The organism is Actinorugispora endophytica, assembly GCF_004363075.1.
In the GTDB taxonomy this organism is placed as follows: domain Bacteria; phylum Actinomycetota; class Actinomycetes; order Streptosporangiales; family Streptosporangiaceae; genus Actinorugispora; species Actinorugispora endophytica.
Map to the genome: position 1 here is coordinate 20,694 of NZ_SNYN01000035.1, position 6,493 is coordinate 27,186.

Genomic DNA, 6,493 nt, shown 5'->3' on the forward strand with positions numbered 1-6,493 from the left:
GCGCACCCGTAGCAGGGGCCCCGTTCCGCGGGTCCGGGGCCGCTCTCCCGCGAGAAAGTCCCCGTGGGGCCGTTGACTCTCCCATAAATTATTAGTTAAGTTTCCTAAAAATTATCCCCCCTGGCCAGGAGAGTCCGATGCTCCCAGCACTCCCGGCTGCCCCCCGCGCCCCGCCCCGGCCGACACGGACCCGCCCACCCCACGCCCCGATCCCGGTCGCCGTCGCAGGCGATCACACGTCATCGTCCGATCGGAGTCATCCGCCGCCCGTCGGGCCGCGGCGGCTCCGCATCTCCCGCACCTGCTGACGAGGTAGGAGACGTAAGAACGTGAGAACAACCCGCAGAAGAAGCCTGGCGGCCGTGGCAGCGGCGGCCCTGCTCTCCCCCATGGCCCTGACGACCGCGCCCGCGCTGGCCGACACCGGCGCCACGGTCGTCTACAGCGAAGGCGCCAAGTGGGAGACCGGCTACAGCGCCCAGTTCACCATCAACAACCCCGGCCCGGCCGCACTCGACGACTGGACCGTCAGGTTCACGCTTCCCTCCGGCGCGAGCGTGGGCAGCCTGTGGAACGCGACCCTGGCCGAGTCCGGCGGCGTCTACACGCTGACCCCGCCCTCCTGGGGCGCGAGCGTCCCGGCCGGCGGCAGCTACAGCATCGGCTTCAACGGCGTGGGCGGCAGCGGCGGCACCACCCCCGAGACCTGCACCATCAACGACGCCCCGTGTGACGGCTCCCCCGGCGAGCCCGACACCGAGGCGCCCACCGCCCCCGGCGGGCCGGAGTCCACGGCACAGACCTCCGGCAGCGTCACGCTGGCCTGGACCGCCTCCACCGACGACACCGGCGTCGCCGGGTACGAGGTGCTGGACGCCGACGACCAGGTCGTGCGCAACGTGGTGGGCACCGCCACCACCGCGACCGTCGGCGGGCTGACCGCGGACACCGAATACACCTTCCGGGTCCGCGCCTACGACGCCGCGGGCAACAAGTCCGCCCCCAGCGCGCCGGTCACCGTCCGCACCGCCGAGGACGACGGCGAGAACCCCGACCCCGTCGGGGACGAGCGCCGCGTCGGCTACTTCACCCAGTGGGGCATCTACGACCGCGGCTTCCTGGTCGACAACCTCGACGACAACGGCACCGCCTCGAAGCTGACACACATCAACTACGCGTTCGCCAACATCAACACCAACGGCGAGTGCTTCCTGGTCAACCAGGCCGGGCAGGGCGACGCCTGGGCCGACTACGGCCGCTCCTTCACCGCCGACCAGAGCGTGGACGGCGTGGGCGACGCCTGGGACCAGGACCTGCGCGGCAACTTCAACCAGCTGCGCGAGCTCAAGGAGAAGTACCCGGACCTGCGGGTCAACATCTCCATCGGCGGCTGGACCTGGTCGGAGAACTTCTCCGACGCGGTGCTGACCGCGGAGTCCCGGGAGCGGCTGGTCGACTCCTGCGTCGACATGTACCTGCGCGGGAACCTGCCGGTCTTCGACGGCGCGGGCGGCCCGGGATCGGCCTACGGCGTCTTCGACGGCATCGACCTGGACTGGGAGTGGCCCGCCTCCGAGGGCTACGAGGAGAACACGGTCCGCCCCGAGGACCGCGAGAACTTCACCGCCGTGGTCGATCTGTTCCGCGAGAAGCTGGACGCGCTCGGCGCCGAGACCGGACGCGACTACACGCTGTCCTCCTTCATGCCCGCCGACCCCGAGAAGGTCGACCTGGGCTACGAGGTCCCGCAGCTCATGGAGGACTTCGACTTCATCACCGTCCAGGGGTACGACTACCACGGCGGCTGGGAGGGCAACACCAACCACCAGTCCAACATCACCCAGGTGCCCGGAGACCCCGGTCCGCGCACCTTCAGCTCCGAGATCGCGCTGGAGGCCTGGGTCTCCCGGGGCGCCGACCCGGCCGACATCGTGTTCGGCGTGCCCTACTACGGCCGCGGCTGGACGGGCGTCGCCCCCGGCCCCAACGGCGACGGGCTCTTCCAGGCGGCCACCGGACCGGCGCCGGGGCCGTACGAGGCGGGTATCGACGACTTCAAGAACCTGAAGAACCTGTCCGGCTACACCCTGCACCGCGACGCGGGAACCGCGTGGCTGTACAACGGCAGCACCTTCTGGCAGTTCGACGACGCCGTCTCCATGACCGAGAAGGTCGACTGGGCGCAGAGCCAGGGCCTGGGCGGCATCATGATCTGGTCCCTGGACGGCGACGACTCCAGCGGCACCCTGATCAACGCCATCGACTCGGCGCTGGCCGACTAGGGAAGCTCCGGCGCAAGGGTGGTTCGGGCCCTGCCTCCCGGTGATCTTGACCTTTTCGGGGCCTCAGAGACGTTGAGGCCCCGAAAAGGTCAAGATCACCGGGAGGAACGGACGCCACGGACAGCGAGGAGGGCCCCCGGCCCTCTCCTCCTCCGGTGCCCGGGGTCCGACTACCGTTCGGAGGTTTCCCGGAACGGTCTGTTGACTCGACCGCAATTGTTAGTTAAGTTTCCTAACAGAAACTCGCGGCCGGAAACGGCCCTCCCGGCCGCGAGTTCCCTATTCCCTCCGGGGCGGGAGGAACCCCCTCCACCGCCCCGGCTTCCCCGCGACGGCGGGCCCGGTGCGGCGGGCCCGCCGTCCACTTCTTCCCGGCGTCAGGCCCGGGGGACCGAGAGCAGCAACGCGTCGCCCTGCCCCCCGCCGCCGCACAGGGCCGCGGCGCCCAGACCGCCGCCGCGGCGGCGCAGCTCGTACACCAGGTGCAGGGCCAGGCGGGCGCCCGAGGCCCCGATGGGGTGGCCCAGCGCGATCGCGCCGCCGTTGACGTTGACGATGTCCTCGGACACCCCCAGGTCGCGCACCGACTGCACCGCGACGCTGGCGAACGCCTCGTTGATCTCGACCAGGTCCAGGTCCGCGACGTCCTTCCCGGCCCGGTCCAGCGCGTGCCTGATCGCGTTGGACGGCTGGGACTGCAGCGAGTTGTCCGGCCCCGCGACGTTGCCGTGCGCGCCGATCTCGGCGAGGATCTCACAGCCGAGCTCCTCGGCCCTGGCACGGCTCATCACGACGACCGCGCACGCCCCGTCGGAGATCTGGGAGGACGACCCCGCGGTGATGGTGCCACCGGCGTCGAAGGCCGGGCGCAGCCGGGCCAGCGACTCGGCGGTGGTCTCCGGGCGCACGCCCTCGTCGGCGTCGAACACCCGCGGCTCGCCCTTGCGCTGCGGGACCTCCACCGGGACGATCTCGTCCTTGAACCGCCCGGCCTCGATCGCGGCGGCGGCCCGCTGGTGCGAGCGCGCGGCGAAGGCGTCCTGCTCCTCCCGGCCGATCCCGAGCCGGGCGTTGTGGCGCTCGGTGGACAGGCCCATCGGCTCGTCGTCGAAGGCGTCGGTGAGGCCGTCGTGCGCGGTGGCGTCGAGAACCTCGATGGAGCCGTACTTGTACCCCTGGCGGGCCTTGGGCAGCAGGTGCGGGGCGTTGGTCATGGACTCCATGCCGCCCGCGACCACCACGTCGAACTCGCCCGCGGCGATCAGCTGGTCGGCCAGCGCGATCGCGTCGAGGCCCGAGAGGCAGACCTTGTTGATGGTGAGGGAGGGCACGCTCATGGGGACGCCCGCCTTGACCGCGGCCTGGCGCGAGGGGATCTGCCCCTGCCCGGCCTGCAGGACCTGGCCCATGACGACGTAGTCGACCTGGTCCCCGGAGATCCCCGAGCGCTCCAGCGCGGCCCTGATCGCGGCGGCGCCGAGGTCCACCGCGCCGAAGCCGGACAGCGACCCGAGAAGCCGCCCGATGGGTGTGCGGGCGCCGCCGACGATGACAGATCCAGGCATTGCACAGGCCTCCATACGTTGTCCCTCACCTGGTCTGCAACCATACCTACAGACGTATCGGCCGCTTCTGGGAAGGTTGGACACTTTGCTCACCCGCATCGACCACATCGGCATCGCCTGCCGGGACCTGGACGCGACCGCGCGCTTCTACAGCGAGACCTACGGCTTCGAGGTGACCCACGAGGAGGTCAACGAGGAGCAGGGCGTGCGCGAGGCGATGCTGCGGATCAACGGGACCGACGACGGCGGCGCGAGCTACCTCCAGCTGCTGGAGCCGGTCCGGGAGGACTCCCCGGTGGCCAGGTTCCTCGCCAGGAACGGTGAGGGCGTGCACCACGTGGCGTTCGGGACCGCGGACGTGGCGGGGGCCGCCGCGACGATCGGCGGGCGCGGCGTCCGGGTGCTCGACTCCGCTCCGCGCGACGGCTCGATGGGGTCGCTGATCACGTTCCTGCACCCCAAGGACTGCGGCGGCGTGCTCACCGAGCTGGTCCAGGCCCCCGCTCCGGAGGCCGGCTTCCGCCCCGGGGCGGAAGCGGTGCCATCCGGCGAACACGAAAACATGTGACCCAAATGTCACATCCCATATAGAGGCACGTCCAACCCGGCACGGACTGACCGAAATCCCGGGTTCTCCACCCAAAACCCCTCCCCTCGGCAGCGCGGCTTGATAAAGTCTGCTAGCCGCCGAGTCCCCTTCGGCGGCTTCCCCAACCCCCGCCGGTCCATGCCTTTCGTTTCTGGTCGGCCGTAAACCAGCAGGTCACCACGCACACAGTGCGATCCGCAGCAATGCGGCGAACTCGACCACACGATCCTCCGCCGCGGAGTACGCTCCCTGGGTGTGATCGCCGGATTGAGGCGCTGAGGACACGGCCTCGACCGGACGCTGTGACGTCCACCCGAATCGAAACGAAAACATCCATAATGTAGCCGTCTCGTCACCTGTTCAGGATTCCGCCACATGTCGTCCGATATTGACGCCCAGCTCAGTAACTTCTTCGAAGAGAACAACCAGCCGCCGGAGTTCGATGTCGTCCTGCGCGGCTACGAACGGTCCCAGGTCGACACCTACGTCGCCCAGCTCAAGAACGAGGGCCTGCAGGCCCGCGAAGAGGCCGAGCGGCGACGCAAGGAGCTCTCCGAGGCCAAGCGCCAGATCCAGGAGCAGGAGCGCCCCACCTACTCCGGCCTGGGCGCCCGTATCGAGCAGCTCCTGCGCCTGGCCGAGGAGCAGGCCACCGAACTCGTCCAGGACGCCCGCGCCAAGGCCAACGACATCAAGGTCGCCGCCAAGGTCGAGGCCGCCGAGATGCGCGCCGCCGCCGAGAACGAGGCCACCGACCTGCGCTCGACCGCGCAGCGCGAGTCCGACGAGATGCGCAACTCCGCCGAGATGGAGGCGGACGAGATCCGCACCTCCGCCCGGCGCGAGGCGGACGAGCTCACCTCCACCACCGAGCGCGAGGTGCAGAAGAAGCGCTCCACGGTCGACCACGAGATCGCCGAGAAGCGCGCCACCTTCGAGGGCGAGATCGCCAAACTGCGCACCACCACCGAGCGCGAGTGCGCCCAGGCGCGCGCCTCGGCGAAGCGCGAGCGGGACGAGACGATCCAGGCCGCCAAGCGACAGGCCGACGAGATGCGGGCGCAGGCCCAGCGCACCCTGGAGGAGAGCGAGGCCAAGCGGGCGCAGGACGAGGCCGAGTTCGAGATCCAGCTGGCCAGCCGCCGCGAGGACGCCGAGCGTCAGGACGCCGAGCGTCTGGCCGCCGCCCAGGCCGCCACCCAGAAGCTGGTCGCCGAGGCCGAGGAGCGCGCCGCCAGCGCCGAGCAGCGGGCCACCAAGGCGAGCTCGCAGGCCGAGCAGACCCGCCGCGACGCCGAGCAGCACGCCAAGCAGGTCGTGGCCAACGCCAAGAAGAACTCCGAGCAGATCACCAGCGAGGCCAAGTCCAAGGCCCAGCACCTGGTCGGCGACGCCAAGTCCGAGGCCGACCGGATCATGACCAAGGCCCAGCAGGAGGTGGACGAGCTCACCCGCCAGCGGGACAGCATCCAGTCCCACCTGCAGCAGCTGCGTCAGCTGCTGGGCGGCGGCGGTGGCGGCGGCTTCGCCCCCGCCCCGGTCGCCCCTCCGGTGGAGACCCCCGCGATCGAGTCCACCGCTCCCGCGCAGCCCAGCGCGCCGAGCAGCGGACCGAAGCAGCCCGCCGTCGCCAAGTCCGGCAAGGGCGGCGCCGACGACGAGGACTGGTGGCAGGAGTAGGCCCCACCCGTCCCTGACGGTCGCGACGAAGGGCCCGGTCCGCGCGGTGAACTGGGCCCTTCACCGTTGGAACGCCCGGTCGGGGCGGGTCGTCCGCCCCACCCGCCGGATCCCGGGTGAAGGACGCTCCCGAGGGATCGGGTTCACGGTCCTCACAGGGGTCCCGCTCGATGACCTTGACGCTGGCGTTCTATGGAGGTTCCGGCGCGGGGGTGGTTCGGCGTGCGGGTGCTCGGGGTGGGTTGTTCGGCCTCACGCCACGCGGATCGCGAGGTGACGGCAGGCGGCGACGGCGGGGGCGGGTCGGGGCCGCGCCCACGACGTCCGTTTCGCGTGGTTTCCGTTGGTGATCTTGCTGTTTCCCCCCGAGAACCTTG

General features: G+C 70.6%; 4 protein-coding genes. 3 read left to right on the forward strand and 1 reads right to left on the reverse strand.

The window, feature by feature from the left end:
- Positions 1–329 precede the first annotated feature (329 nt).
- Positions 330–2,282 (forward strand): glycosyl hydrolase family 18 protein, encoded by a 1,953-nt coding sequence (locus EV190_RS22565; protein ID WP_394345552.1) that lies wholly within the window; start codon positions 330–332, stop codon positions 2,280–2,282.
- Positions 2,283–2,659: 377 nt separating this feature from the next.
- Here EV190_RS22565 and EV190_RS22570 read toward each other — a convergent pair whose 3' ends face one another.
- Positions 2,660–3,847, reverse strand: coding sequence for an acetyl-CoA C-acetyltransferase (locus EV190_RS22570; protein ID WP_133743628.1), 1,188 nt, complete (start codon positions 3,845–3,847; stop codon positions 2,660–2,662).
- 85 nt (positions 3,848–3,932) lie between these two features.
- Between EV190_RS22570 and mce the strand changes: the two genes are divergently transcribed.
- Together mce and EV190_RS22580 are read left to right on the forward strand one after the other, a co-directional pair.
- Positions 3,933–4,415: a methylmalonyl-CoA epimerase gene (gene mce / locus EV190_RS22575; protein ID WP_133743629.1), complete on the forward strand. Its 483-nt coding sequence runs from the start codon at positions 3,933–3,935 to the stop codon at positions 4,413–4,415.
- Positions 4,416–4,811: 396 nt separating this feature from the next.
- Positions 4,812–6,116: a cellulose-binding protein gene (locus EV190_RS22580; protein WP_133743630.1), complete on the forward strand. Its 1,305-nt coding sequence runs from the start codon at positions 4,812–4,814 to the stop codon at positions 6,114–6,116.
- Positions 6,117–6,493 lie beyond the last annotated feature (377 nt).

Bases quoted from the DNA above. Each gene is read 5' to 3' on its own strand.
- EV190_RS22570 (WP_133743628.1), bottom strand. From the start codon at position 3,847: ATGCCTGGATCTGTCATCGTCGGCGGCGCCCGCACACCCATCGGGCGG.
- EV190_RS22580 (WP_133743630.1), top strand. From the start codon at position 4,812: ATGTCGTCCGATATTGACGCCCAGCTCAGTAACTTCTTCGAAGAGAAC.